General features: G+C 65.3%; 21 protein-coding genes. 8 read left to right on the top strand and 13 right to left on the bottom strand.

What is annotated here, in order from left to right:
* Positions 1-2 precede the first annotated feature (2 nt).
* The 4 genes from K6G35_RS07265 to K6G35_RS07250 are packed head-to-tail and all read left to right on the top strand — an operon-like array spanning position 3 to position 3,768.
* Positions 3-1,097, top strand: a complete 1,095-nt coding sequence (locus K6G35_RS07265) for a malate/lactate/ureidoglycolate dehydrogenase (RefSeq protein WP_427370932.1) — start codon at positions 3-5, stop codon at positions 1,095-1,097.
* 15 nt (positions 1,098-1,112) lie between these two features.
* Entirely contained in the window at positions 1,113-1,898 is a 786-nt protein-coding gene (gene garL, locus K6G35_RS07260; protein ID WP_011516361.1) for a 2-dehydro-3-deoxyglucarate aldolase, read from the top strand.
* 23 nt (positions 1,899-1,921) lie between these two features.
* Positions 1,922-2,833, top strand: a complete 912-nt coding sequence (locus K6G35_RS07255; protein WP_186425361.1) for a 2-hydroxy-3-oxopropionate reductase — start codon at positions 1,922-1,924, stop codon at positions 2,831-2,833.
* Positions 2,833-3,768: a LysR family transcriptional regulator gene (locus K6G35_RS07250; protein WP_011516359.1), complete on the top strand. Its 936-nt coding sequence runs from the start codon at positions 2,833-2,835 to the stop codon at positions 3,766-3,768. Before K6G35_RS07255 ends, K6G35_RS07250 begins: the two co-directional genes overlap by 1 nt.
* A 57-nt stretch (positions 3,769-3,825) precedes the next feature.
* Here K6G35_RS07250 and K6G35_RS07245 read toward each other — a convergent pair whose 3' ends face one another.
* The gene (locus K6G35_RS07245; RefSeq protein ID WP_286880751.1) at positions 3,826-5,040 is read right to left on the bottom strand and encodes a monovalent cation:proton antiporter-2 (CPA2) family protein; all 1,215 of its coding nucleotides are present in this window, start codon (positions 5,038-5,040) and stop codon (positions 3,826-3,828) included.
* Between the two features lie 272 nt (positions 5,041-5,312).
* On the opposite strand from K6G35_RS07245, the gene K6G35_RS07240 reads away from it, so the two are divergent.
* Positions 5,313-5,798 (top strand): GFA family protein, encoded by a 486-nt coding sequence (locus tag K6G35_RS07240; RefSeq protein ID WP_011516357.1) that lies wholly within the window; start codon positions 5,313-5,315, stop codon positions 5,796-5,798.
* A 128-nt stretch (positions 5,799-5,926) separates the two neighbouring features.
* Here the strand turns inward: K6G35_RS07240 and K6G35_RS07235 are convergent, their stop codons facing one another.
* Positions 5,927-6,991: a porin gene (locus tag K6G35_RS07235; RefSeq protein WP_035882118.1), complete on the bottom strand. Its 1,065-nt coding sequence runs from the start codon at positions 6,989-6,991 to the stop codon at positions 5,927-5,929.
* 219 nt (positions 6,992-7,210) lie between these two features.
* Here K6G35_RS07235 and K6G35_RS07230 point away from each other — a divergent pair, with 219 nt between their 5' ends.
* Positions 7,211-7,903, top strand: a complete 693-nt coding sequence (locus K6G35_RS07230; protein ID WP_495676262.1) for a response regulator — start codon at positions 7,211-7,213, stop codon at positions 7,901-7,903.
* Positions 7,900-9,336, top strand: coding sequence for a sensor histidine kinase (locus K6G35_RS07225; RefSeq protein ID WP_495676261.1), 1,437 nt, complete (start codon positions 7,900-7,902; stop codon positions 9,334-9,336). Before K6G35_RS07230 ends, K6G35_RS07225 begins: the two co-directional genes overlap by 4 nt.
* Here K6G35_RS07225 and K6G35_RS07220 read toward each other — a convergent pair.
* On the bottom strand, positions 9,254-9,724 hold the full coding sequence (locus tag K6G35_RS07220) for a MarR family winged helix-turn-helix transcriptional regulator (protein ID WP_008649600.1): 471 nt from the start codon (positions 9,722-9,724) through the stop codon (positions 9,254-9,256). The genes K6G35_RS07225 and K6G35_RS07220 overlap by 83 nt on opposite strands.
* A 137-nt stretch (positions 9,725-9,861) precedes the next feature.
* Here K6G35_RS07220 and K6G35_RS07215 point away from each other — a divergent pair, with 137 nt between their 5' ends.
* Positions 9,862-11,406: a DHA2 family efflux MFS transporter permease subunit gene (locus tag K6G35_RS07215; RefSeq protein ID WP_495676260.1), complete on the top strand. Its 1,545-nt coding sequence runs from the start codon at positions 9,862-9,864 to the stop codon at positions 11,404-11,406.
* Between the two features lie 33 nt (positions 11,407-11,439).
* On the opposite strand, the gene K6G35_RS07210 is transcribed toward K6G35_RS07215, so the two are convergent.
* From K6G35_RS07210 to K6G35_RS07165, 10 genes are all read right to left on the bottom strand, one after another.
* A complete protein-coding gene (locus K6G35_RS07210) occupies positions 11,440-12,939 on the bottom strand; it encodes an aldehyde dehydrogenase (protein WP_495676259.1) in 1,500 nt (499 codons plus the stop codon).
* Positions 12,936-14,192: a Zn-dependent hydrolase gene (locus K6G35_RS07205; protein WP_495676258.1), complete on the bottom strand. Its 1,257-nt coding sequence runs from the start codon at positions 14,190-14,192 to the stop codon at positions 12,936-12,938. Before K6G35_RS07205 ends, K6G35_RS07210 begins: the two co-directional genes overlap by 4 nt.
* 13 nt (positions 14,193-14,205) lie before the next feature.
* Positions 14,206-15,279, bottom strand: a complete 1,074-nt coding sequence (locus K6G35_RS07200; protein ID WP_035882111.1) for a histone deacetylase family protein — start codon at positions 15,277-15,279, stop codon at positions 14,206-14,208.
* A 47-nt stretch (positions 15,280-15,326) separates the two neighbouring features.
* A complete protein-coding gene (locus K6G35_RS07195; protein ID WP_495676257.1) occupies positions 15,327-17,030 on the bottom strand; it encodes a thiamine pyrophosphate-binding protein in 1,704 nt (567 codons plus the stop codon).
* Complete coding sequence (locus K6G35_RS07190; protein ID WP_008649608.1) at positions 17,027-17,326, bottom strand: cupin domain-containing protein; 300 nt, start codon at positions 17,324-17,326, stop codon at positions 17,027-17,029. Before K6G35_RS07190 ends, K6G35_RS07195 begins: the two co-directional genes overlap by 4 nt.
* Positions 17,327-17,348: 22 nt before the next feature.
* Entirely contained in the window at positions 17,349-18,611 is a 1,263-nt protein-coding gene (gabT, locus tag K6G35_RS07185; RefSeq protein ID WP_017513026.1) for a 4-aminobutyrate--2-oxoglutarate transaminase, read from the bottom strand.
* A 42-nt stretch (positions 18,612-18,653) separates the two neighbouring features.
* Positions 18,654-20,297 (bottom strand): ABC transporter ATP-binding protein, encoded by a 1,644-nt coding sequence (locus K6G35_RS07180; RefSeq protein WP_017513025.1) that lies wholly within the window; start codon positions 20,295-20,297, stop codon positions 18,654-18,656.
* 11 nt (positions 20,298-20,308) lie between these two features.
* A complete protein-coding gene (locus tag K6G35_RS07175) occupies positions 20,309-21,148 on the bottom strand; it encodes an ABC transporter permease (RefSeq protein ID WP_008649614.1) in 840 nt (279 codons plus the stop codon).
* Positions 21,145-22,149 (bottom strand): ABC transporter permease, encoded by a 1,005-nt coding sequence (locus K6G35_RS07170; protein ID WP_495676256.1) that lies wholly within the window; start codon positions 22,147-22,149, stop codon positions 21,145-21,147. Before K6G35_RS07170 ends, K6G35_RS07175 begins: the two co-directional genes overlap by 4 nt.
* A 67-nt stretch (positions 22,150-22,216) precedes the next feature.
* Positions 22,217-23,815, bottom strand: coding sequence for an ABC transporter substrate-binding protein (locus tag K6G35_RS07165; protein WP_029307966.1), 1,599 nt, complete (start codon positions 23,813-23,815; stop codon positions 22,217-22,219).
* Positions 23,816-23,864 lie beyond the last annotated feature (49 nt).

The following is a 23,864-nucleotide window of genomic DNA, read 5'->3' as shown; positions in this document are numbered from 1 at the left end:
GCATGAGTGAACACCGTATTCCGACCGCCGGCCTGCATCAGTGGGTGGTCGATCTTTGGCTGGCGGCAGGCTCCGATGCCCGCGAGGCCCGGCTGACCGCCGATCACCTCGTGGGCGCCAACCTGTCGGGCCACGACTCTCACGGCGTGGGGATGATCCCGAAGTACGTGATGTCGTGGCAAGGCGATCAGCTCCAGCTCAACCAGAAGGTCAGCGTGGTGCACGAATCGGGCGGCATCCTGAGCCTGGACGGCAATCGCGGCATGGGCCAGGCGGTGACCGAACAGGCCATGGGGATGGGCATCGAGCGCGCCCGCGAGCATGGTGTCTGCGTGCTTGGCCTGCGCCGCTCGCACCATCTGGGCCGGGTCGGCCACTGGGCCGAGCAGGCCACGGCAGCCGGCATGATCTCGATCCATTTCGTCAACGTCCTCTCCAAGCCGATCGTCGCGCCACACGGCGGCTACGACGCGCGCTTCGGCACCAATCCGTTCACGATCGGCGTGCCGCTACCCGCGCAGCCGCCTCTGGTGCTCGACTTCGCCACCAGCGCCATCGCGCTTGGCAAGGTACGCGTGGCCCACAACAAGGGCGTGCCGGTGCCGCCGGGCTCCTTGATGGACCCGAACGGCCACCCCACCGACGACCCCTCGGTCATGTTCCCGGGCGCCGGCGGCCCGCAGGGCGCGCTGCGCACGTTCGGCGAGCACAAGGGCTACGTGCTGGCCGTGATGTGCGAACTGCTCGGCGCGGCGGTGACCGGTGGCCATACGATCCGTCCGGAGACGCTCACGCACGAACATGCGGTGTGGAACAACATGCTGGCGATCATCTTCGATCCGGCACGACTGGGCAGCAGCACCACCTTCGGCCACGAGGTCGAGGCGTTTGTCGAATGGGTCAAGGCGTCACGGCTACAGCCGGGCAATGACCAGATCCGCCTGCCCGGCGACACGGAACGCGAATGGCGCCGCGCCCGCGCCGATTTCATCCCCGTGGACAGCAGCACGCTGGCCCAGCTGGACGATGCCGCCGCTCGCGTGCTGCAGGCGCGTGGCAAGTCGCCGGGGCCGGTCTCCGCGCTGGCGACCGATTGAACCAGGAGCAACCGCATGACCCAACATCTGCCGCAGATCACCCCCTTGCCAAACCGTTTCCGGGCCGACGTGCTCGCGCGAAAGCGCCTGATTGGCCTGTGGAGCTCGCTGGGCCAGCCCGTGACCACCGAGATCATCGGTCTGGCCGGATTTGACTGGCTGCTGCTCGACGGAGAACACTCGCCCAATGACGTGCTGACGTTCATGCCGCAGCTCATGGCGCTCAAGGACAGCACCAGCGCGCCGGTGGTTCGCCCGCCGTGGAACGACCCAGTGATGCTCAAGCGGCTGCTCGATATCGGCTTCTACAATTTCCTGATTCCGTTCGTGGAATCGGCGGAAGAAGCCCGTCGTGCCGTGCGCGCCACGCGCTACCCGCCTGACGGCATCCGTGGCGTCTCCGGCGCGCAGCGCCAGAACCGCTATGGCACGTTGCCGGACTTCTTCAAGACCATCAACGACAATATCTGCGTGCTGGTACAGATCGAAAGCCGCAAGGGCGTGGAAGCGGCCGACGAAATCTGCGCGGAACCCGGCGTTGACGGCATCTTCATCGGCCCCAACGACCTGGCCGCGGCCTACGGGCATCTGGGCAACCCGAACCATCCTGAGGTGCAGGCAGCCGTGCGGCAGATCTATGAAGCAGCCAACCGCGCCGGCAAGGCCATTGGCACGCTGACGCCCGTGGAAGCCGACGCCAAGCGCTACCTGGACATGGGCGCGCATTTTGTTGCGGTGGGTATCGACAACGCACTGCTGCGCGACGCGGCACGCGCGTTGCGCGAGCGCTTTACCGTGTGAACCCCCTTCAACCGGATATCGACATGAGCAAGATCGGATTTATCGGACTCGGCGTAATGGGCAAGCCCATGGCGCTGCATCTGCAAACGGGCGGCCACGCCGTCCATGCTCATACGCGCAGCGGTGTGCCGCAGGCGTTGCTGGATGCGGGCGTCCAGTCGTGCGCCAGTGCGGCCGATGTGGCGCGGCAGGCCGACGTCATCTTCCTGATGCTGCCGGACACCCCCGACGTCGCCCGCGTGCTGTTCGGCGAACAGGGCGTGGCCGAGGGCCTGTCCCCGGGCAAGATCGTGGTGGACATGAGCTCGATCTCGCCAATCGAGACCCGCGAGTTCGCGGCGCGTATCGAGAAGCTCGGCTGCGACTACGTCGACGCGCCGGTTTCCGGCGGCGAGGTTGGCGCAAAGGCCGCCACATTGTCGATCATGGCCGGTGGCAAGCAGGATGTCTTCGACAAGGTGCTGCCGCTGCTGCAACTGATGGGCAAGAACATCACGCTGGTCGGCAATGCCGGCGACGGACAGGTGGCCAAGGTGGCGAATCAGGTCATCGTCGCGCTGACGATCGAAGCTGTCAGCGAGGCGCTGGTGCTGGCCGCCAAGGCCGGCGCCGATCCGGCACGCGTTCGGCAGGCGCTGATGGGCGGCTTTGCGAGTTCGCGCATTCTGGAAGTGCACGGTGAGCGCATGATCAAGCGCACCTTCGAACCGGGATTCCGCATCGAGCTGCATCAGAAGGACCTGAACCTGGCGCTGTCCACGGCCAAGGCGCTTGGTCTGGGCCTGCCTAACACCGCGTCGTGCCAGCAACTGTTCAACGTATGCGTGGCGCAGGGCGGCGCGGGCTGGGATCACTCGGGGCTGGTCAAGGCGATCGAGCACATGTCGTCGTTCGCGATCGGTGACAAGCCGAGCAGCGCTCCGACCAAAGGCTGATGTCGGCGCTGAATTCCGACGATCTCGCGTGCTTTATCTGCGTGGCCAACACGCAGAGCATTTCGCGCGCGGCGCTGGAACTGGGCGCGGACCAGTCGACCGTGAGCCGGCAGATCGCGCGGCTCGAGGCGTCGCTGGACACCCGCCTGTTCCATCGCAGCGGCCGCGGCGTGGTGCTGACCGAAGCGGGCAATACGCTGCTGGGCTACGCGCGGCAGGTGGCCGCCACGCTGACCGAGGCGCGCGCCGCCGTGCGCGCCTCGACCGCCCAGGGTCCGGCACAGCTCGTGATCGCAGCTCAGCCAACCATCGCCAACACCGCCTTCGCGGCCATCGGCACCGCACTGAAGACACGCTTTCCGGCAACAAAGCTGCGTTTCGTGGAAGGGCTGGCCAGCCCGATCCTGGCGTGGCTGGCCGCCGGAGAGATCGACGTCGCCCTGCTCTACCTGCCTGAGCAGCAAGGCGCGCTCAAGGTCGACATCCTGCTCGAAGAAGACCTGACACTGGTCACGCCCACGTCGTGGAGCCATCTCGGGCCGACGTTCCAGGCCCGCCGCCTGGGCGAAGTGCCGATGATCCTGCCCAGCACCGGGCACGGCCTGCGCGTGCTGGCCGAATCGCTGGCCGCACGGGTCGGCACCACGCTGAACATGGCGCTGGAATGCGATGCGTCGAACACGGTGTCGATGCGGCTTGTCGAAGACGGTTGTGGCGCGACGCTGTTGCCATTCGCCGCAGTGGCGGACCGCGTCGCGCAAGGCCGCCTGCATTCCGCGCGGCTGGTCGATCCGGTGGTCACCCGCCAAGTAGCGCTGGCCACGGCACGGAACCGGCCACCTGTGCCGGAACTCTGGGACATCATGCAGACGGTGCGGCTTTCGGTCCGGAATATCGTGATGTCGGGGGCCTGGCCGGGGGCGCGGCTGATCTGAGCCAGATCTGAGCGTCGTCGTACCGTCATCGTGCGGAAATCCCGCGTTCAGCCAGTGTCAATGCAGATCGGCATCTGGCGCGTCGGCATGGCGATTGGCGGCCGGCAGCGGACGCTCCACCTCCCTCGCGACTTCCTTCTTGCGCAACGCCATCAGCAGCAGCGGCGTAGCGGCCATGGATAGCGCCACCACGGCGGTCACGATGGACGCCTGCTCGCCATTCAACAGGCGTGCTGCCTCGGCCACGGCCATCACGACGAACGCGAACTCACCACCCTGTGAGAGAAGCACCGCAAAGTAGACGCGGTCCCCACGCGGCAACTGAATCTGCCTTGCGAGGAAAAGCAGGCCTGATATCTTGGCGACCAGCAGCACCAGGAGCAGTACGGCAACCAGGAACGGCTTGCTTGCCAGGACATCGAACTTGATCGACATGCCCACGGCCATAAAGAAAAGGCCGAGCAATACGCCCTTGATGGGGCTGATGTCCGCCTCGATTTCCTCGCGGCAGTCGGAGCCCGCCAGCAACACCCCCGCCACGAACGCGCCCAGGGACATCGACAGATGCACGCTTTGCATCAGCAACGCGATGCCGATCACCCAGAGCAACGCGAATACGGTCACCATGTCCCGCGTGCCGCTGCGCCGGATGATCGGCAACAGATACCGCAGCAGAAGGGTTCCGCCAAACACCACGGCAGCCAGCATGCCCAGCGCCTCGAGCGCGACAATCCACCCCGCGATCGTGTTGGTAGTGGCCGGTGCGGGGGAAAGCAGCGGCAACAGCGCAATCATCGGGATGGCGGCCATGTCCTGGAACAGCAGGATGCCAAAGCTCGCCCGGCCAATCGGCGCCTGCATCAGCCCGCGCTGCTCCAGAATCGCGATCACCATCGCCGTCGACGACAGGGACAGCGCGAAGCCGGCGGCAACCCCGACGCGCCAGTTCACCCCGAAGGCGATGAAAGCGAGAGCCAGCAGTACCGCGCAAAGCAGGACCTGGGCACCGCCGTGGCCAAAAATCGATCGCCGCAGGTTCCAGAGTTTTCGAACGTCCATCTCGATGCCGATGATGAACATCATCAGCATGATGCCGAGTTCGGCGATATGCAGCACGGCATTGACATCCGTGACGAACCCGAGCGCGGAGGGACCGATGAGCATCCCGGCGACCAGATAGCCGAGGACGGAACCGAACCCGAGCCTGATGGAGAGTGGCACCACCACGAGGGCCGATGCGAGGAATAGCACTGCCTGGAGTAACAATTCCATGGTTGCCGTCTTCCGTGTCAGGTCAATCGGCCAGGTCTGATCATTTCAGTGGGAGAAATAGTCGCCCGGTCGGCGCACCACTGGAGCCGCGTCGTTGCATTCGCTTCGTGGCGATGAACGCCCCATCATATTCACGCCGGCATCCACTGACAATGCCTCTCTGGATAGAGGGCGAGCCTTGAACGTGACCCGAAGGGCGGTCGTTCCGCCTTGAATCCCCGCATCGCCTCACCCACACTGGATCGCATCGACACCCTATCCCCGGAGGCTACATGCATCTCGAAGGCTCATGCCAGTGCGGCGCCGTGCGGTTCAGCCTGGAATCGGATTCGCCCTACCCGTTTATGCATTGCCATTGTTCGATCTGCCGCAAGACCGGCGGTGGTGGCGGATACGGGATCAATCTCGGGGGCGATGCCAGCACGCTGCGCGTGCGCGGCAAGACGCATGTGGGACGGTTTCACGCGGTAATACGCGAGCCCGGCAAGCGACCGGTGCGATCGAAGGCGTTCCGGCATTTCTGCGTGAAATGCGGCAGCCCGCTATGGCTGTGGGATCCGCGCTGGCCGGAACTGGTGCACCCGAACGCGAGCGCCATCGACACACCGCTGCCGAAGCCCCCCGAAGTCATCGAGGCAGCGCTCGATTACGCAGCCCCCTGGGTCGACGTGCCACGCGGCAAGGGACACCGGCACGCCCGCACATGGCCGGCCGAGTCTCTGCGGGAATGGCACGAACGGCATGGCCTGCTGGGCTGAAAAGGAATTCGGCTGGGCCGCAAACGCAAAGAAAACGCAAAAAAACGCAAAAACCGGCGGCGCGAGCCCCTCGCACCGCCGGGCGACCGTCCACCACGACGGTCGAAAACAACGGTCAGAAAGCGAGATCAGAAGCGGTGCTGCAGACCCGCCGTCACGCCGACCTGGTTATTGGCATAGCCAATATTGTCACGCGAGACACTCACGTTCTGACCATTGCGCGCCTTGGCATAGCCGGCGGACAGATAGGCCATGGTGCGTTTGGAAAGATTGTACTGGGCACGCAGCGAGAACAGGATCGGATCTGCGTCGGTGTCGCCCTTGATGTTCTGCTTGTAGATCGCGCCGTACAGCGTGAAGGCCGGCGTGAAGTCGTACGCGGCGCCCAGCCAGTACATGTCGCTGAGCTGCTTGGCGGCCGACGTCGTGAACGTCTTGCGGTAGTTCCGGTAGCCCGCGTAGACGGACAGCGAACCGAAGTCGTAGCTGGCGCCGGCGTGGATGCCCTGGATGTAGTCGACGCTGTCAGCCGGCGTGGTGCTGGTGCCCGCGCCGTTCTGGCGATCCCAGGTCAGGGCCGCGGCAAACTTGCCGGCTTCATAGCCCACGCCCAGGTCGTACTTGGACGAGCTCTTGAAGCTGCCAGGCACTTCGCCCATGGCCATCGTGCCGCCCACCTTGACCGGACCGAACTTGCCGTCGTAACGCAGCACGTTGGTCGAGCGGGAGAACATGCCGTCCTTGCGACCGCCCGTGGCGGTGGCCGACGTGGCCCACGAATAGTTCGGCGCGTAACCCATCGGGTCGAACGGGAGCATGAAGTCATAGGTCGTGGTGAAATCACGGCCCATGCGGATGCTGCCCAGCGTCTTGTCCTGCAGGCCCACCCAGGCGCGACGATCGAACAGCGTGTTGTCCGTGTCGAGCTTGCCGGTGTCGACGGCAATGCCGGATTCCAGCGTGAAGATTGCCTTCAGCCCGCCGCCAAGGTCTTCAGTGCCGCGCAGACCCCAACGCGACGTGTTCTTGCCGCCCGACGTCATCTTGACCACCGAGCTGCCGGTTGGCCCTGCGTGGCTCACGTACTCGATACCCGAGTCGACCAGACCGTACAGGGTCACGCTCGACTGAGCTGCTGCGCCACCCGATGCCACGCAACCCAACGTAGCCAGGGCCAATGCCTTCCGTTTCATACAAGTCTCCTTTTGTCTGCTTGTAGTTGTGGAACGGCACGGATGGTATTTGGGCCTCACTTTCAGTTCGCTTTCGATTCGTGGGTATCTGAGGCGTGGGTTATGCACCACGATCGGGATTTCCCTAACTAGGCATACCGGACCCAATACAGGTATCACTCGTCGCGCGACACTGGTTCGCCCGAGACAAGACTTAGACCTGCCCGCTGTATCCCTCCCATGCGTATCCTGCTTGCCGAAGACAATCTCAAACTGGCCGAATCACTGGTGGATTCCCTGAGCCAGAGTGGCTTTGCCGTCGACTGCATGCATGACGGCGCCAGCGCCGACCATCTGCTGACCACGCAGGACTACGCCCTAGCCATCCTCGACATCGGCATGCCCCGCCTGGACGGGCTGGAAGTGCTGCGTCGGCTGCGTCAGCGGCGCAACCCGGTACCTGTGCTGATCCTGACCGCGCATGGCTCGGTGGAAGACCGCGTGCGCGGGCTGGACCTGGGTGCCGACGACTACCTGGCCAAGCCGTTCGCGCTGAACGAACTGGAAGCCCGGGCGCGCGCGCTGATTCGCCGCAGCCACGGCCATGACCGCACCGCGCTCGAATGCGGCCCGTTGCGCTATGACAGCGTGAGCCGCGCCTTCACGCTGCACGGTGAACTGCTGCAACTCACTGGACGTGAACGCGCCGTCCTGGAAGTGCTGCTGATGCGCGATGGCCGCGCCGTTAACAAGGCCGCGCTGTCGGAGAAGATCTTCGGCATTGATGAGTCGGTCAATGCCGACGCCATCGAAATCTACGTCTACCGCCTGCGCAAGAAGCTGGAAGGCAGCGGCGTAAGCATCGTCACGCTGCGCGGGCTCGGTTATCTACTGGAATCACGCGACACCGCCACGACGGACACGCGCCAATGAAGACGGGCAGCCTGAGGCTGCAGATCACGCTCTGGCTGCTGATACCGCTGCTGGGGCTGCTGGCGTTCGACGCGTGGCTGACCGATCGGCGCGCGATGTCCGCGGCCCACCAGGCATTCGACCGCACGCTGGCCGCATCGCTCAAGTCCATGCGCGAAGGGATTTCGCTGCGCGACGGACGCGTCGAAGTGGAAATCCCCAATCTGGCCCTGGAAGTCTTCGACGCCGAGGATGGCTCGCGCGTCTACTACCAGATCCGCGACGAGCATGGCACCACGATCACCGGCTATGAAGGGCTGCCGATGCCGGAAGGACCGGTGAATTCGCTCTATCGCACCCAGTTCTACGACGCCGTGTACCTTGGCGTGCCCGTCCGCATGGCAGCCATGCCACTGCCGCTGCACGACGTCCGCTCGGCCCGCACGCAATTGGTCTGGGTGTTGCTGGCCGAATCGACCGAGCCGCGCGAGCAGCTTGCCAGCGACATCCTGATCGGCTCGCTGCTGCAGGAACTGATGCTGATCAGCCTGGCGCTGGGCATCGTCTGGCTTGGCGTGCGGCGGGGCCTGCTGCCGCTGCAGCGGCTGTCCGACGCCATGTCCGCACGCGGCCCCGACGATCTGGAGCCGTTGGAAGACACCGCGCTGCCGGTCGAAATGAAGCCACTGGTGGCTGCGGTGAACCAGTACGTGGCCCGGCTGCACCGCATGATCGAAGGCCGCAAGCGTTTCTTTGCCGATGCCGCGCACCAGCTCAAGACGCCGCTGGCCATCATTCAGGCCGAATCGGAACTCGCACTGCGCGAGAAGGACCTGCCGAGCGTGCGCGCGCACGTCGAGCGGCTGCATGGATCCGTGCAGCAGGCCGCCAAGGAGGTCGCCCAGTTGCTGTCGCTGTCGCGGCTCGAACCAGACAGCGGCTACGCGCCCACGCTGCGGCGCCTGCGATTGGATGCGCTGGCGCAGAACGTGGCGCTTGAATGGGCGCCGCTGGCCCGGCGCGCGCGGGTGGATCTGGGTTTCGAGGGTCGCGGCCCAGCCGACATCGACGGCCAGACCGAACTGCTGCAGGAACTGCTTGGGAATCTGATCGACAACGCTATCCGCTATGCGGGCGCCGGCGCGATGGTCACGGTGCGCGTTGACGGGCAACGGCTGGCCGTGGAGGACAACGGTCCCGGGGTACCCGCGTTCGAGCGCGAGTCGATCTTCAAGCGCTTCTATCGTGGAGAGTCGAGCGCCAGCCGCGATGGCAGCGGCCTGGGGCTGTCGATCGTGCGGGAGATCGCCCGCATTCATGGCGCCGCCGTCGCGCTGGAAAGCACGCCGGGCGGCGGCCTGACCGTGATGGTTACTTTCCCTGCGCCTGCGCTTGCGTCTGGGCCAGGGCCGGCTTCGACAGATTTGACCGGGCGCGCTGCAGAAAGCCGATGAATTGCTCCGCCTCTTCGGCGTTGAAGCCGTTGAGCGCCTCCGATGTCACCACATCCCCCACCTCGCGCGCGGCGTGCAGTGCCTGCTCCGCCTTTTCCGTCACGCTGACCATGCGCTCGCGGCGGTCCGCCGGATTGGGCCGGCGAACGATCCAGCCACCCTCCTCCATGCGGTCCAGCAATCGCCCGGCCGAAATCGGCGCCACTTCCATCAGGTCCGCCAGGCAGGCCTGATTGATTTCCCCATAGTGCGTCAGACACGCAAGCGCACGGTACTGCGCACGCGTCAGGTCTAGCGCCGCGCGGGACAACTCGTCAAATCGCCTGCCGGTCAGCCGGCCAACGTCCGCCACGAGAAAGCCGAAGCGCCTTTCAAGATTTGTTTCCATCGCGCGATTATAGGGAGTCGGGGCGCTCGATCCGCTTTTCTGGCCGTCCGTGACTCGCGTGATCGCCCAAAAACGCCAGTCCATGACTATAATAAGCACGCTTATTAATCTGCACCAGCCCTTCCAGCCTTCCCCCAATGTCCTCCGTGGTTTCCGCCTCGGCACAGCCAGCCGCCACCCCGCTCAACCGGCCGATGATCACCCTTTCGATCATGCTGGCCACGCTGATCCAGACGCTCGACAGCACCATTGCCAACGTGGCCCTGCCGCACATGCAGGGTACGCTTTCGGCCTCGCAGGACGAAATCACATGGGTGCTGACGTCCTACATCGTCGCCGCAGCCATCGCCACGCCGCTGACCGGCTGGCTGTCCGACCAGCTCGGCGTCAAACGGCTGCTGGCAATCTCCATCGGCGGATTTACCGTGGCTTCGGCGCTGTGCGGGATGGCGGACTCCCTCACCCAGATCGTCGCTGCGCGGCTGCTGCAAGGGGTTTTTGGCGCGGCGCTGGTGCCGCTGTCCCAGTCGATCCTGCTCGATATCAATCCACCCTCGCGCCAGGGGCAGGCCATGGCCGTGTGGGGCATGGGCGTGATGGTCGGGCCGATTCTCGGGCCCACGCTGGGCGGCTGGCTGACCGACAGCTACAACTGGCGCTGGGTGTTCTTCATCAACGTGCCGATCGGCCTGTTCGCGTTGTTCGGCGTGCTGGCCTCGCTACCGAACCGCACCCCGGCGCGCAGCATGAGATTCGACGCGTTCGGCTTCGCCACGCTGAGTCTCGCTATCGGGGCGTTGCAGGCCATGCTGGACCGCGGCGAACAACTTGACTGGTTCGGCTCGCTCGAAATCCGCATTGAGGCGCTGATCTGCGTGATCGCCTTCGCCTACTTCCTGATCCATACGGCCACAGCCGGCGAAAAGTCGTTCTTCCGTTCCGCGCTGCTCAAGGACCGAAATTTCGTCACCGGGGCCTGTTTCATCTTCGTGATCGGCGCGGTCATGTATGCCACCCGCGCGCTGCTGCCGCCGATGCTGCAGAACCTGATGGGCTATCCGGTGGCCACCACCGGGCTGGTTACCGCGCCGAGCGGGCTGGGCACGATGATCGCGATGATGCTGGCAGGCCGCCTGCTGCGGCGCGTGGATGCGCGGCTGCTCCTGCTCTCCGGCTTCCTGATCTCCGCCTTCGCACTGTGGCAGATGATGGGCTACACCGTGGTGCTGTCGATGTCGGATATCGTCGTACCGGGCATCATCCAGGGCTTCGGCCTGGGGCTCGTGTTCGTGCCGCTGTCGGCGCTGACGTTCTCCACACTGGAGCCGTCCCTGCGCGCCGATGGCACCGCCACATACAGCCTGATGCGCAATATCGGCAGCAGCATCGGCATCTCGCTGATCCAGACCATGATGACCCGCAACGCGCAGGTGGCGCACAGCGACCTGGTTACGCATATCAACCCGTACAACCCCGCGCTGCAGTCGATGCTCACGCATGGCTCGCGGATCGACATCGCGGTGCTGAACCAGACCATCAACCAGCAGGCGGCGATGATCGCCTATCTGAACGACTTCAAGGCGATGTTCATCGCCACGCTGGTGGTGGTGCCGCTGATCCTGATGATCCGCCCCGGCGCGAAGCACGCAGACGACGGCCTGGCGCACGCGGCGATGGATTGATGAGGTCGCCGGTGCGCCGACAGGCCGCAGCAACTACTCGAGCCGGATCCAGGTCGTCTTCAGGTCCTGGTACTTCTCCAGCGCGTGCAACGACTTGTCGCGGCCGAACCCCGACTGCTTGACGCCGCCGAACGGCACCGTGATATCGCCGTCCATGTAGCAGTTGACCCAGACCAGCCCGCTACGCAGACGGCGCGACACGCGATGCGCGCGTGACAGATCCGACGTCCACAGCCCCGCCCCTAGCCCGTACGCCGAGTCGTTGGCCATGGTCACGGCTTCGGCCTCGGTGTCGAACACGGTCACGGCCAGCACCGGGCCGAAGATCTCCTCCTTGACGATCGACAGCGACTGCGTCGGGCACTCGAAGATCGTCGGCTGGACGAACCAGCCCCCGGATTCGGCGCGCGCGGCCTGACCGCCCGCACGCAGCCTTGCGCCCTCCCTCTGGCCGGCTTCCACATACGACATCACGCGGTCGAACTGCCGCCCGTCGACGATCGCGCCCATCGCGGAACGCGGGTCGAGCGGATCCCCCGGCTGCATGGCCGCCGCATGCGCCTCCAGCTTCGCCATGAACGTGTCGTAGATGCCGCGCTGCACGTAGAGCCGCGAGCCCGCGATGCAAATCTCCCCCTGGTTGTTGAAGATACCGATGGCGGCAGCCAGCGCGGCGCGGTCGAGGTCCGGGCAGTCGTCGAACACGATATGCGGGGACTTGCCGCCGCATTCGAGCCAGACGCGCTTGAGATTCGACTGGCCGCTATATTCCATAAACCGCTTGCCGGTAGCCGTGGAGCCCGTGAACGCCAGGCAGTCGACATCGGGATGGCGGCCCAAAGCCTGCCCTGCCTCAGCGCCCAACCCGGGCACCACGTTGAAGACGCCGGGCGGCACGCCAGCCTCTTCCGCCAGCGCGGCCAGGCGGATCGCGGTCAGCGGCGATTGCTCGGCCGGCTTCAGCACCACGCTGTTGCCCGCGGCCAGCGCCGGCGCCACCTTCCAGCTCGCCATCAGCAGCGGATAGTTCCACGGCACCACGGCCGCCACCACGCCAAGCGGCTCGCGCGTGATCGTGGCCAGCACCCCCGCATCGGTCGGCGCGATCTCGTCATAGACCTTGTCGATCGCCTCGGCATACCACGCATAGGTGCGAGCCGCTTCGGGGATGTCATAGAGCATGGTGTCGCCGATCGGCTTGCCCATGTCCAGCGTCTCCAGCAGCGCCAGCTCTTCCCGGTGCGTCTCGATCAGGGCCGCCAGACGCAATAGCACGGCCTTGCGCTCGCGCCGGGGCATCGCCGACCAGACCCCGGCCTCGAACGCGCGCCGGGCCGCAGCCACGGCACGGTCGACGTCCGCTGCGCCGCAGGCCGCCACACGCGCCAGTTGTTCGCCGGTGGCCGGGTTGATGCAGTCGAACGTCGCGCCATCGGCCGCGCCGGTCCACTGGCCGTCGATGTAGGCGTTCGCCGGAATCATCAATGCCCGCGCCCGGCTCCGCCAGTATTCGAGATCCTTGAGTTCGCTCATTGGTCACGCCCCTTGCCCGCCTGCGCCACCATGGCGCCAAGCAGTACGTTTGCGCCAGCCTCCAGATGCTCGGGCCTGGCGTCTTCCACCTCGTTGTGGCTGATGCCGTCCTTGCACGGCACGAAGATCATCGCGGTCGGCGCCACGCCGGCGATATACACCGCGTCGTGACCCGCGCCCGTCACGATGTCCTGATGGCTGAAGCCGCGTGCCTGCGCCTCTGCCCGGACGTGTCCAACCAGCTCCGGCGCGAACGGCGTGGGCGCGAAGTACTGCACGTCCTCGATCTTCACATCGAGCGCCGTGCCCGTGGTCTTGCCTTCGGCCAGCGCCGCGCAGGCCGCGCGGAAACGCGCATCCATCACCTTGAGTTGCTCCGCGTCCTGGTGACGCAGGTCCACCGTGAACGTCACCGCACCGGGAATCACGTTGCGCGAGGCGGGATGAACGTTGACCACGCCCACCGTGCCGCGCCCATGCGGCGCGAAATCGTTGGCGATGCGAATCACCTCCTGCATCACGTGCGTGGCGCCGTACAGCGCATCGCGCCGCAGCGGCATCGGCGTGGGGCCTGCGTGAGCCTCCATGCCGGTCACGGTCACGTCATACCAGCGCAGCCCCAGCGAGCCTGTGACCACGCCGATCACATTGTCGGCAGCCTCCAGGATCGGACCCTGCTCGATGTGGGCCTCGAAGTACGCGCCCACGGGACGCCCGCCAACCGGCAGCTTGCCGGCATAGCCGATCGCCTCCAGTTCGTCCGCCACGCGCTTGCCCGCCGTATCCGTGGCGTTCAGGGCCACTTCCAGCGGGAACACGCCAGCGAACACGCCCGAGCCCATCATCACGGGCACGAAACGCGTGCCTTCCTCGTTGGTCCAGATGGCAAGCTCAAGCGGCGCCTCCGTCTGCACGCCGTGGTCGTTAAGCGTGCGCATCACCTCCAGGCCCGCCAGCACGCCAAAGCATCCGTCGAACTTGCCGCCGGTGGGCTGCGTGTCGATGTGGCTACCGGTCATGACAGGCGGCAGGTCATTGTTGCGGCCCGCGCGGCGGCCAAAGATGTTGCCTACCTGGTCAACGGTCACCGTCAGGCCGGCGTCGCGCATCCAGCCTGTCACGAGATCGCGCCCCTGTCCGTCCAGCGCGGTCAGTGCCAGCCGCGCGTTGCCACCCTTTGGCGTCGCCCCGATGGCGGCCAGATCCATCAGTGACTGCCAGAGCCGCTTGCCGTCGATGTTCAAAGTCGTCATGTGTACTCCTGATTCATGCCATCGCAGGCACGAAGCCCGCGAGAAATGCTTCCAGCGCGATGCCGATCGCATCCACTTCGTAACCGCCCTCCTGCACCACCACCGTCGGCACGCCCAGCGCGTGGATACGCTCGCCCACGCCCCGATAGGCTTCCAGTCCCACCTGCAGCACGCTGATCGGGTCGTGCTTGTACGTGTCGAAGCCGAGCGCCAGCACCAGCGCCTGCGGACGGTAGTCGCGCAGCGCATCGAGCGCGCTGTCCAGCGCCGACAGGAATCCAGCATCGCCGGTGCCGTGTGGCAGCGGGAAATTGAGGTTGTAGCCGTAGCCCGCGCCATGACCGCGTTCGGTGGCGTAGCCCGTGTAGAACGGGTAGTAGCTGCCGGGGTCCGCGTGCAGCGAAATCGTCATCACGTCGGAACGCTGGTAGAAGATCTGCTGCGTGCCGTCGCCATGATGGGCGTCCACGTCGAGCACGGCGACCTTGTCGAAGCGCTCCAGCAGTGTCTGCGCGGCGATCGCCGAGTTGTTGACGTAGCAGAACCCGCCTGCGCGGTCGGCGTGGGCGTGGTGGCCGGACGGCCGGCACAGCGCATAGGCCATGCCATTGCCGTCGTGCGGCGCGCACACATGCCGCGCCGCCGCCACCGCACTATGCGCGGAGCGCAGGATCGACTGCCAGCTATGGGGCCCGAGCGGACAGCTCAGGTCGCCGAGGTAGTAGCCCGCTTCGGCAATCACACTGCCCGATGGGCACGGGCCACGCCGCGTCTTGTCGATCTTGCCGCTGTGATACGGCGAAAGGTTCGGCAGCACCTCGATGCCCGGTTCGAGCGTTGGCGTTGCCAGCGCCATCCAGCGCTCGAACGCGCTGGCGAGGAAATCGAGGTAAGCCGGGCTATGCACCGTTTCCAGCGGCGCGCGGCCGTAGTCGGGCGGTGCGACGAGTTCGATGCCACGGGCGTCGAGCGCCCGCTGGAGCACGGCGGCGCGGGCCGGTACGTCGGTCGGCTCGCACAGCCGGCCTGCGCGCATGAACTGCCGAGGCTGGTGCAGCAACTGGTCATCCGAAAAAAAGGCGCGCATGGTGGGAATTACGGGTGGTTCCGTCGGTTGTCGTGGTGTTGCGTCGCTCAGGCGGATTGCCGCGCCAGCGCTGCGGCACGAATGCCGGAGAGCGTGACGCCGGGCGCGATGCCATCGGGTTCGTAGCGCAGCTCGATCAGCGCGGGGAGTTGCTCGCGATTGGCGAACTCCAGCGCCCGGGCAAAAGCGGGCGCGAAGTCCTCATCACGATCCACCACTTCGCCGTGGCCGTGATACGCCCTGACCAGCTGGCTGAACTCGGGATTGTCGAAGCCGAGCGCAATCGTCCGGCCCGGGAACTCGCGTTCCTGATGCGCGCGGATCGTGCCCCACATGCCGTTGTTGAAAACCAGGATCACGATGCCCAGCCGATACTGCATGGCCACGCCGAGTTCCTGCAGGTTCATCTGGAAGCAGCCATCGCCCGCGTAGCAGACCACGGTACGCGACGGATTCTCGAGCTTGGCCGAGATTGCGGCCGGCAAGCCGTAACCCATCGCCCCTACCGTCGGCGCCAGGCTCGTGCCCACGCCATGGAAGCGGTGATAGGCGTGCGCGAACAACGCATAGTTGCCCGCGCCGACAGTGATGCAGGCATCGTCCGGCACGTGGTCGCGCACGTGGCAGGCCACCCGGTTCAGGTTCAACGTGCCGGGCGCGTCCTTGGGCTCCTGCTCCGCAAGGAAGTTGGCATTGGCCGCCGTCACCGCTGTCATCGCCTCGCGAGATACCGTCTGCGCCGGAGATAGCTGCGCCACGGCCGCCGCGAACGACACCACATCGGCGGCAATCGGCAACGTCGGGCGGAATACCCGGCCGAGTTCGTCCGGATCGGGATACACGTGCACCAGCTTCTGCCGTGGCTGCGGGCTTTCCACCAGCGTGTAGCCTTCCGTGGTGGCCTCGCCCATGCGCGTGCCCACGGCGATCACCAGATCCGCTTCGTGAATCCGCTGGCGCAGCGCATCGCCCATCCCCCAGCCGACGTGGCCGGCGAAGTTCGGATGTCCGTTGTCGAAGCATTCCAGACGTCGCCATGCCACCCCCACGGGCAGGCCGAAGCGTTCGGCAAAGCCTTCGATCTGCCGCATGGCCGTGGGCGTCCAGCCCGAGCCCCCGACCAGCAGGAACGGCCGCTTCGCGCCCGCCAGCAAGGTGGAGAGCTTGTCGAGCGCCACCGGCGTCGGGGCGCCGTGGACGCGCTCATAACGCGGCATGTCGGCGACCGTGGCGCGGCCCCAGAGCGTGTCCTCGGGCAACGCCAGCACCACCGGACCGGGACGCCCGCTGGTTGCCACCGCGTAGGCTCGCGCCACGAACTCGGGGATCCGGTCGGTGCGATCGATCTGGGCCACCCACTTGGCCATCTGACCGAACATGCGGCGGTAGTCGATCTCCTGGAATGCCTCGCGCTCGTAGAAGTCGTTTCCAACCTGACCGACGAACAGGATCATCGGTGTGGAGTCCTGAAACGCCGTATGCACCGCGATGCTCGCATTGGTCGCACCCGGGCCGCGTGTGACAAAGCAGACGCCGGGCTCGCCGGTCAGCTTGCCGTAGGCCTCCGCCATGTATCCGGCGCCGCTCTCCTGCCGGCAGACGATCGGCGTGATCGCATCCTGATGGTCGTAGAGCGCGTCGATGCACGGCAGATAGCTCTCGCCCGGCACCAGGAACACGCGCTTCGTGCCCTGGATGCGCAGTTGTTCGACCAGAATCTGGCCGCCATTCCGTTCGCGTGGCGCGCTCATGCCTGGTCTCCGCGCTTGATTTCGATTTCGACGAACACGCATTCACCGTCATGGGCGTTGATCACGTTGTGCTCGACGCCGGCTGCCCGGTAATAGGCGCGCCCGGCCACGAGCTGGCTCGTGACCTCGCCCTCCGGCGTCTGCAGCAGCAGCGGCCCGGTGGTCATCGGCACCACCACATAGTCATAGCCATGGCGGTGATGCCCGGTTTCGGCGCCCTTGGCGAAGCGCCATTCGGTCACGGCCACACGTTCGTTGTCGACCTGGACGGTCGGTACTGCCTGGGGTCGGGTCATGTCAGTGGCTCCGTTCGGCGGGTCAGCGGGTCAGTACGTCTGCCAGGATGTCGAGGCCCTCGTTCATCACGGCGTCCTGGATGGTCAGCGGGAACAGGAAGCGAATCACGTTGCCGTACACGCCGCACGACAGCAGCAACAGGCCCTTCTCCAGCGCGCGGTTCTGCACTTCGCGGGTGAACTCCGCATCCGGGCTGCCATCGGCGCGACGGAACTCCACGGCCACCATTGCGCCGATGCCACGGACTTCGGCGATTTGCGGCACGCGCGGCTTGAGGCTGTTCAGGCGGGCCGTCAGTCGTTCGCCAAGCGCCGCGCCTCGCGCGATCAGGTTCTCGGACTCGAGCACGTCGAGCACGGCCAGCGCGGACGCCACGGCCAGCGGATTGCCGGCGTAGGTTCCGCCGAGGCCGCCCGGCGCGGGTGCATCCATGATTTCGGCACGGCCACACACGGCGGAAAGCGGCATCCCGCCGGCCAGGCTCTTGGCCATCGTGGTCAGGTCCGGCGCGACGTCGTAGTGCTCCATCGCGAACAGCTTGCCCGTGCGGCCGAAACCGGTCTGAACCTCATCGGCCACCAGCAGGATGCCGTGTTCGTCGCACACGGCGCGCAGCATCCGCACGAACTCCGGCGGCGCCACGTTGAAACCGCCCTCGCCCTGCACCGGTTCGAAGATGATGGCTGCCACGCGGCGCGGGTCGATATCGGCCTTGAACAGGTGTTCGAGCGCGCGGCGCGAATCCTCCACCGTCACGCCATGCAACGCAGACGGGTAAGGCGCGTGGAAGACCTCGCCGGGGAACGGCCCGAAGCCGGTCTTGTACGGGGCCACCTTGCCAGTCAGCGCCATGCCCATCATCGTGCGGCCATGGAACCCACCAGAGAACGCGATAACACCGGGCCGGCCGGTGGCGGCGCGCGCGATCTTGACGGCGTTCTCTACGGCTTCCGCGCCGGTCGTGAAGAAGGCGGTCTTGCGAGCCGAGCGCCCCGGCGCGCGCTGGTTGATCTTCTCGGCCAGCTCCACATAGCTGGCGTACGGCACGATCTGGTACGCCGTATGGGTGAAGCGATTCAGTTGCGCCTGCAGCGCGGCCACCAGCCGCGGGTGGCGATGGCCCGTATTGAGCACGGCGATGCCGGCAGCGAAGTCGATATAGCGCTTGCCCTCGACATCCCAGATTTCGCTGTTCTCGGCGCGGTCGGCGTAGAAATTGCACATCACACCTACCCCACGCGGGGTAGCGGCATCCTTGCGACGGACCAGTTCGGCGTTCTTCATTGATTGGCTCCAGTGAATTCGTGGTGCTGTGTGCGGCAGACCTCAGGCCGCGACGCGAATCAGCGTCGGGTCCCAGGTCTTGCCCGGAATGGCGTCGATCAGGCGACGGGTGTAGTCATGCTGCGGATCATCAAAAATCTGCGAGGGCGGGCCTGCTTCGACGACCCGGCCCCGGTGCATGACGATGACCTGATGGCAGATCTGCGCGGCCACGCGCAGGTCGTGCGTGATGAAGATCAGCGCGATATCGAGCCGCTTCTGCAGGTCTGCCAGCAGTTGCAGCACCTGCGCCTGCACGGAGACATCGAGCGCCGAGACCGATTCGTCGGCCACCAGCAGCTTCGGCTCCAGCGCCAGGGCCCGGGCGATGCCGATGCGCTGACGCTGGCCGCCCGAGAACTGGTTTGGATAGCGGTCGAACGCGGAGGCTTCCAGTCCAACCAGTTGCAGCAGTTCGCGCGCCCGCGCCTGGGCATCGGCCAGTGGCACGCCTGTGGCGACAGGGCCATCGGTGATGATGCGGCCAACCGTATGGCGCGGATTGAGCGACGCAAACGGGTCCTGAAAGATCATCTGCACGTCGCGCCGCATCGGGCGGAACTGGCGCTCTGAGAGGCGCGCAATGTCCTGGCCGTCGAACAGCATCTGGCCACCGTCAACGCCGGTCAGGCGCAGCAGGCATTTGCCGATGGTCGACTTGCCCGAGCCCGATTCGCCCACGATACCGAGCGTCTCGCCGCGTTTGACGCTGAACGACACGTCATCCACGGCGTGCGTCACACGCTTCTTCGAGAACAGCCCACCACCGGAAACGTAGGTCTTGCGCAGGTTTCGCACGTCGAGCACGGTGCGGTCGTCCGCATGGCCGCCATCGCGCGCGCGGCCATGTGGCACGGCGCTGATCAGCCGCCGGGTATAGGGATGCTGCGGGTGATTGAGCACCTGCTGCGCCGTGCCGATCTCGACCAGCACGCCCTTCTCCATCACAGCCACGCGGTCGGCAATCTCGGCCACGACGCCGAAGTCGTGGGTAACGAACATCACGCCCATGCCTTTCTCGGCCTGGATGCGCCGGATCAGGGCCAGAATCTGCGCCTGCGTGGTCACGTCCAGCGCCGTGGTGGGCTCGTCCGCGATCAGCAACGTCGGCTCCAGTGCCAGCGCCATCGCAATCACCACGCGCTGACGCTGCCCGCCAGACAGCCGGAACGGATAGCTGTGCACCAGCGTGGCTGGATCGGGCAACCCGACGAACTCGAGCAGTTCCAGCACGCGCCGCTGGCAGGCTTCACCCGGATAGGCGCGGTGCACACGCATGACTTCGGCGATCTGGTCACCGACGGTCATCACGGGATTCAGTGCGGACAACGGCTCCTGGAACACCATTGCCATGTCCTTGCCACGCATGCCGAGCAGCGTGGTTTCGTCCAGCTTCAGCAGGTCCCGCCCCTGGAACAGAATCTCGCCGCGCTCAGGCTTCAGGTAGCTCGGCAGCAGGCCCATGATCGCGTTGGCGCTCATCGATTTTCCCGAGCCGGATTCCCCTACGATGCAGAGGATTTCGCCCGCGTGCAGGTCATACGAGATGTCCTTGACCGCGTGCGCGCGGTCGCCGCCGGCCGGTAGCGCGATGGAAAGATCGCGGATCGACAACAGCGGTTGTCGGGAGGAATTGGTCTGCGTCATCGTAGCGCTCCTTACTCGCCGCGGCGGCGCAGTTGCGGGTTCAGGGCATCGTTTAGCCCCTCCCCGATCAGGTTGATCGCCAGCACCGTCAGCAGGATTGCCACGCCGGGCCAGACGCTCATCCACCAGGCTTCGCGGATCATGGTGCGCGCGGCGCCGATCATGAAGCCCCAGCTCATCATGTTGCGGTCACCAAGCCCCAGGAACGACAGCGCCGACTCGGTCAGGATGGCGGTGGCCACCATGAACGACGCCGAAACGATAATCGGCGACATCGCATTGGGCAGGATCTGCGTCAGGATGATGCGCAGCGGACGCTGGCCGATCACAATCGCGGCCTGCACGAACTCACGCTGCTTCAGCGAAAGGAACTCGCCACGCACCAGACGCGCTACTGGCGGCCACGACACGACCGAAATCGCGCCAACGATCGAGTAGATCGACGGATTGAAGATGGCCACGATCACCACTGCCATGGCCAACTGGGGAATGGTCTGGAAGAACTCGGTCACCCGCATCAGCGCGTCGTCGATCCGGCCACCGCAGTACCCCGCCACGGACCCCACGAGCACGCCGACGACCAGCGCCACCGCCGTGGAGATCACCCCGACCAGCAGCGACACGCGCGCGCCATACAGCAGCCCAGCGGTGATGTCCCGGCCCAGCATATCCGTGCCGAATGGATAGGCCATGTCCGCGAACGGCTTCATCAGCGGTTCCGCCACCATCATCCAGGGCGACTCTTCGTAAAGCATCGGCGCGACGAAGGACACCACAACCACCGCCAGCAGCACGATCAGGCCGATCATGGCGCCGTAGTTGCGGCAATAGCGCTTGAAGAACGATTTCATGCCGTGGCCTCCTTGCCGCCGATGGCGATGCGGGGGTCGATGAAGCGGTAGATCACATCGGTCACCAGGTTGAAGAACACCACCAGCGCCGAGGTCACGAAGAAGATGCCGAGCAGCAACTGGTAGTCGCGTTGCAGCAGCGCATCGAACATCAGCCGGCCAATACCAGGCCACGAGAACACGGTTTCGGTCAGCACCGCGCCACCGGCCATCTGACCGAGTTGGATGCCAGCGAACGTGATCACGGGCAGCAGCGCGTTACGCAGCACATGCACGCGGATCACACGGCGGGCCGGCACACCCTTGGCGCGCGCCGTCTTGACGAAGTCCATGCCCATGACCTCGAGCATCGAAGCCCGCGTCAGTCGCACATAGACAGCCATGAAGAAGCAGCCCAGCGAAATCGTCGGCAGCACCAGATGGAGCGCGATATCCTGCACGCGGGCCAGTCCCGTGTATCCGGCCCCGACGCTCTCCATGCCGAAAGCAGGCAACCAGCCGAGCACTACGGAGAACAGGATGATGGCCATCAGCGAGAGCCAGAACAGCGGCGTGGCGTACAGCAGCAACGCGCCGGACATCACTGCGCTGTCGATCCAGCGCCGGCGGTTTTCGTAGCGCGTCCGCGCCGCAATCACGCCCAGCAGCACCCCCACCACAATCGAGAACAGGAATGCCCCGCTCATCAGCAAGAAGGTGGCTGGCAGACGATCAAGGATCAGGTCCAGCACCGGCAGGTGGTTGCGATACGAGTAGCCGAGGTCGAGCTTCGCCACGCCCTTGAGATAGATGCCCAGTTGCGTCAGCACAGGCTGGTCCAGCCCGAACAGCTCGCGCAACTGCGTCACATAGGTGGCATCGCCAGCGCCAGCTTCGCCAGCCATCACCGTGGCCGGATCGCCGGGCGCCATGCGGATCAGGAAGAAGTTGATGACGACCACGCCGATCACCACCACCAGTGCCTTGATCAGCCGGGATAGAAAGAAAGACAGAAAATTCACGATAACCTCCGCGTGCACATCCCCGCCGCTCCCCGGCGACTTGTCACCGGGGAGCCTGGCGGCGCGATCAGTTCTTCTCGATCGAGACGTTGTCGAACGACTCGTTCAGGCCAATGGCCGTGGTCACGAGGTTCTTGATGTTCTTGCGATACAACGTCGGGAACTCGATCTCGAACAGGTTGGCATTGGCCACCTCGCTCACAAGGATCTGCTGCAGTTCGCTGTAGAGCTTCTGGCGTTCCACCGGGTCCATGGTGTTGCCGCCCTTGGCCCACAGATCGTCAGCCTTCGGGTTGCTGTAGCCCTGAACGTTCGCGAACGGCGTGCCCTTGACCATGTTGCGCGTCACGTACAGACGTTCCACGCCGAGTGCCGGATCCCCGTACTGGTACGTGTAGGTCACGGTCATGTCGTAGTCCCAGTTGCTGACCCGCGACGACCACGTACCGGCGTCGGCAGACTCGATGCTGACCTTGAAGCCGATCTGCTCCAGCATCTGCTTGATGTACTCGTCCAGACGGTCCCAGTTGGCGCCGTACGACGTGGAGAGGATCTTCACCGGATACTTGCTGACGTCCACACCCGATGCCTTGAGCTCCTCGCGCGCCTTCTTGATGCTGAAGTCGAAGTTGGGCATGTTCTTGTCGAAGAACAGCGTGCTGGACGAGAACGGGCTCACGGCCGGCTTGCCCATGCCGAAGAAGATGTTGTCGACAATCAGCTTGCGGTTCAGCGCGTGCATCACGGCGCGGCGCACGTTCACGTTATTAAACGGCGGCTTGCGCTCGTTGAGCAGCAGACTCGTCATCGGCGCGAACATTTCCCAGCCCTTGGTCGTGTACTCGACGTTGGGCAGCGCGCGCAGGCGCTTGACGTCGACGTTGTCAACGTCGCCACCGCGCAGCACCTGCACGTCACCCTTCTCGAACGCCACCGCGCGCGATGCCGAGTCCGGGATCACGTAGAACACCAGCTCGTCCAGGTACGGCTTGCCCTTCTTCCAGTAGTTCGGGTTCTTGGCCAGCTTGATATAGGCGCCCTTCTTCCACTCCTTGAGCATGAACGGGCCGGTGCCCACCGGCTTCTGGTTGGCCGGGTTGTTGCGGTAGTCGGTGCCGTCGTAGATGTGCTTCGGCATCATCGGCATGGTGCCGGTTTCGAACATCGAGATAAACGGCGGGAACGGCTCCTTGAGCTTGATCTCGACGGTACTGTCGTTGACTGCGCGGATCGACGCCATGTACTTGTTGATCACGGCGCGCGTGCGCACGTGTACCTCGCGCAGCATCTTGTCGATCGAGAACACCACGTCGGCAGAGGTGAAAGGTTTGCCGTCGTGCCACTTCACGCCCTGCTGGAGTTCAAACGTGTAGGTCAGGCCATCAGGCGAGATCTGCCACGACTTCGCCAGTTCGGGGCGCGGTTTCAGGTCGGGACCATAGGTCAGCAGACCTTGATAGATCTTGCCGGCGATGTACTGCGTGGGTGCCTGCGAGTTCAGCGCGCTGACCAGGATCGGCGGCTCGGGTTGCACGATGCCGGACAGCGTGCCGCCCGTGGTCTGGGCAAGCGCGGTGCCAGCCATGAGGCTGGCGGCGGCAACAAAGGCCATCGACATCAGGCTCCCCCTGATGCGCGACTGGACGCTGGCAGTGATGCGTTTCATCGGTCGTTTCCTTTTCTTGGGACAAGCGAGGGCAACGGGCAACGCCCCA

It is taken from the genome of Cupriavidus sp. HY129 (assembly GCF_059492215.1).
The sequence above is the reverse complement of the archived record's forward strand: the minus strand, read 5'-3'. Positions and strand labels throughout refer to the sequence as shown.

Bases quoted from the DNA above. Each gene is read 5' to 3' on its own strand.
- K6G35_RS07205 (WP_495676258.1), bottom strand. From the start codon at position 14,192: ATGACGACTTTGAACATCGACGGCAAGCGGCTCTGGCAGTCACTGATG.
- K6G35_RS07180 (WP_017513025.1), bottom strand. From the start codon at position 20,297: ATGACGCAGACCAATTCCTCCCGACAACCGCTGTTGTCGATCCGCGAT.
- K6G35_RS07190 (WP_008649608.1), bottom strand. From the start codon at position 17,326: ATGACCCGACCCCAGGCAGTACCGACCGTCCAGGTCGACAACGAACGT.
- K6G35_RS07200 (WP_035882111.1), bottom strand. From the start codon at position 15,279: ATGCGCGCCTTTTTTTCGGATGACCAGTTGCTGCACCAGCCTCGGCAG.
- K6G35_RS07235 (WP_035882118.1), bottom strand. From the start codon at position 6,991: ATGAAACGGAAGGCATTGGCCCTGGCTACGTTGGGTTGCGTGGCATCG.
- K6G35_RS07215 (WP_495676260.1), top strand. From the start codon at position 9,862: ATGTCCTCCGTGGTTTCCGCCTCGGCACAGCCAGCCGCCACCCCGCTC.
- garL (WP_011516361.1), top strand. From the start codon at position 1,113: ATGACCCAACATCTGCCGCAGATCACCCCCTTGCCAAACCGTTTCCGG.
- gabT (WP_017513026.1), bottom strand. From the start codon at position 18,611: ATGAAGAACGCCGAACTGGTCCGTCGCAAGGATGCCGCTACCCCGCGT.
- K6G35_RS07245 (WP_286880751.1), bottom strand. From the start codon at position 5,040: ATGGAATTGTTACTCCAGGCAGTGCTATTCCTCGCATCGGCCCTCGTG.
- K6G35_RS07175 (WP_008649614.1), bottom strand. From the start codon at position 21,148: ATGAAATCGTTCTTCAAGCGCTATTGCCGCAACTACGGCGCCATGATC.
- K6G35_RS07230 (WP_495676262.1), top strand. From the start codon at position 7,211: ATGCGTATCCTGCTTGCCGAAGACAATCTCAAACTGGCCGAATCACTG.
- K6G35_RS07250 (WP_011516359.1), top strand. From the start codon at position 2,833: ATGTCGGCGCTGAATTCCGACGATCTCGCGTGCTTTATCTGCGTGGCC.
- K6G35_RS07165 (WP_029307966.1), bottom strand. From the start codon at position 23,815: ATGAAACGCATCACTGCCAGCGTCCAGTCGCGCATCAGGGGGAGCCTG.
- K6G35_RS07195 (WP_495676257.1), bottom strand. From the start codon at position 17,030: ATGAGCGCGCCACGCGAACGGAATGGCGGCCAGATTCTGGTCGAACAA.
- K6G35_RS07240 (WP_011516357.1), top strand. From the start codon at position 5,313: ATGCATCTCGAAGGCTCATGCCAGTGCGGCGCCGTGCGGTTCAGCCTG.
- K6G35_RS07210 (WP_495676259.1), bottom strand. From the start codon at position 12,939: ATGAGCGAACTCAAGGATCTCGAATACTGGCGGAGCCGGGCGCGGGCA.
- K6G35_RS07220 (WP_008649600.1), bottom strand. From the start codon at position 9,724: ATGGAAACAAATCTTGAAAGGCGCTTCGGCTTTCTCGTGGCGGACGTT.
- K6G35_RS07255 (WP_186425361.1), top strand. From the start codon at position 1,922: ATGAGCAAGATCGGATTTATCGGACTCGGCGTAATGGGCAAGCCCATG.
- K6G35_RS07265 (WP_427370932.1), top strand. From the start codon at position 3: ATGAGTGAACACCGTATTCCGACCGCCGGCCTGCATCAGTGGGTGGTC.
- K6G35_RS07225 (WP_495676261.1), top strand. From the start codon at position 7,900: ATGAAGACGGGCAGCCTGAGGCTGCAGATCACGCTCTGGCTGCTGATA.